The 2,174-nt window shown below is 74.8% G+C and carries 3 protein-coding genes; all 3 read right to left on the bottom strand.

Annotation, left to right across the window (positions count from 1 at the left end; all coding sequences use genetic code 11):
* A partial coding sequence (locus H5J30_RS28790) for an ROK family glucokinase (RefSeq protein WP_181790208.1) occupies nucleotides 1–824 on the bottom strand: 824 nt, incomplete at its 3' end.
* Between the two features lie 73 nt (nucleotides 825–897).
* Nucleotides 898–1,350, bottom strand: coding sequence for a DUF5304 family protein (locus tag H5J30_RS28785; RefSeq protein WP_181790207.1), 453 nt, complete (start codon nucleotides 1,348–1,350; stop codon nucleotides 898–900).
* Nucleotides 1,351–1,561: 211 nt separating this feature from the next.
* The coding region (locus H5J30_RS28780; RefSeq protein WP_508470899.1) for an ArsA family ATPase at nucleotides 1,562–2,174 on the bottom strand (613 nt) is incomplete at its 5' end.

Here is a 2,174-nt window from a genome sequence, read left to right as displayed (position 1 = left end):
TTGCGGATCGGGTCGAGGACGAGGTCGCCCTCGTCCGAGACGCCGCCGCCGACGATGAACGCCGACGGGTCGAAGAGCGACGCCAGGTCCGCGAGCCCCGCCCCCGCCCAACGGGCCAGCTCCCGGAACGAGTCGACCGCCACCGGGTCGCCCCGCCGGGCCGCCTCGCTGACGTGCCGCCCCTGGACGCCCTCGGGCGTGCCGTCGCCGAGGGCGAGCAGTATCTCGGCGGACTCGGGGGTGGCGGCGGCACGCTGGTGCGCGTACCGCACGAGGGCGCGGCCGGAGGCGTATTGCTCCCAGCAGCCCTGGCTGCCGCAGCCGCACAGCAACCCGTCGGGTACGACGCGGATATGGCCGAACTCCGCGGCCACGCCGAAGCGGCCGCGGTGCAGCCGGCCGCCGATGATCACGCCGCCGCCGAGGCCGGTGCCCAGGGTGATGCAGACGACGTCGTCGTGGCCCTGGCCGGCGCCGAAGCGGTACTCGCCCCAGGCGGCGGCGTTGGCGTCGTTCTCGACGACGACGGGCAGGCCGATGCGCTGTTCCACCTTGTCCTTGAGCGCCTCGTGGCGCCAGTTGACGTTCGGGGCGAAGAGCACGGTGGCGCGCTTGTCGTCCACGTACCCGGCGGCGCCGATGCCCACTGCCTCCGCGGGAGCTACGGTCGTGACGTCTTGAACCGCCGTGCAGATGGCGTCCACGACGCCTTCGGGTGTTCCCGGGGTCGGTACCGTGCTCGTCCGGATGATCGAGCCCTCTTCGTCGACCACACCGGCCGCAATCTTGGTGCCGCCGATGTCGACGCCGATGGTGAGTCCCATGTCTCCCTCGGTTATTCGGTTCGAGCCCCGCTGCGCCTCCTCACATTACCGGAGGCGGCGCGGGGCCCGGCCGTCAGTCGAGGTCGATCTGCTTGGGACTGCTGGGGGGTTCGTCCTCCCGCGACCAGTCGGCCTCCTGCCGCTGAACTGCGGCGCGGTAGGCGGCGGCGATCTCCGTGCCGGCGGAGGCGAGGTGGTCGAAGATCTGCGGATTGCGCTCCACGACGGGCTCGACGACGGTCTTCACGGAGGCGAGGAACTGCTTCGCGAACTGCTGCGCGGCGGTCTGCGCGACGGCGGCGGTGCCGCCGGTCGCCCCGGGGGCGCGAAGCTCGGAGACCTTGTCGGAGAGGGAGTCGAAGAAGCGGCGCAGCTCCTCGGCGGCGCTGACGGGCTCGGGCCCGTAGACCGCGCGCCGCCGGGCCTGCTCGGCAGCGAAGTCCTCGGCACACGCCTGGGCCCACGCGTCCGGGTCCGGGACGGTGGAGGCCGCACCGGGTTCAGGACGCTCGATGGCATCACTCATACATCGACGGTACCCGACCGCGGACTTCGCGTTCACTGCCGTGCGGAGGGTTGTGGGCGGGTGGGTGCGGGGTGGCCTGCCGGCCTGGAGGGCGGAGGCAGCCTGGAGCCCTGCCGAGGTTCCGGACGGAGTCCCCCCGGGGGTGCGGCGCGGCCGGAGGGCTCCGGGCGCTGTCACGGGGTGCTGGCCGGGTTCGGGCGCGGGGCGCGGGTCAGGTGGGGTGGGGCCAGACTTCCGGGTCCGGGGTGAAGCGGATGTGGAGTTCGGCGCCGTGGAGGCCGGCGCGGGTGATGGTGCAGCGGCGGAGTGCGGCCGGCAGCGGCAGGGCTCGGCGGTGGCCGGCCGCGGTGATCAGGAGTTCGTCGCCGCGGCGTACGAGGGTGAGGTCCCCCCGTTCGGCGCCGGGCAGCGGCAGGCGGTACAGCAGCACGCCCTCGTCGGCCAGCAGGTCGTCCACCTGCGCCGGGTCCCCCGGCTCGGCGGCCTGCGGCCGATCACCCGGCGGGGGCACCGACTCGGCCAGCGCCGCCAGGGCCACCGCGCCCTGCGGCTCCGGGCCCAGGTGCGGCAGCGCGCAGAACGTGCCGCCCGCGGCGCGCAGTTCCGCGGCCACCTCCTTGACCACGCGGTGCTGCTCGTCGGCCAGCGTCGCGAACCAGGCGTCCTCCGAGCCCGCCGGCAGGACCCGGTTCGCGACCACGGCCTCGACCGCGCAGCCCTGCAGCGCGAGCGCCGCCCGCGTACGGCGCAGTTCGCTGACCCCGCGCGGCGTGGGCTCCAGGACGAGCCGCACCCGCGCCCCGGCGGCCTCGGCCGCCTCCCGT

This window comes from Streptomyces phytophilus (genome assembly GCF_013870535.1).
GTDB classification, from domain to species: domain Bacteria; phylum Actinomycetota; class Actinomycetes; order Streptomycetales; family Streptomycetaceae; genus Streptomyces; species Streptomyces phytophilus.
This window is presented reverse-complemented; position numbering and strand designations above follow the sequence as displayed.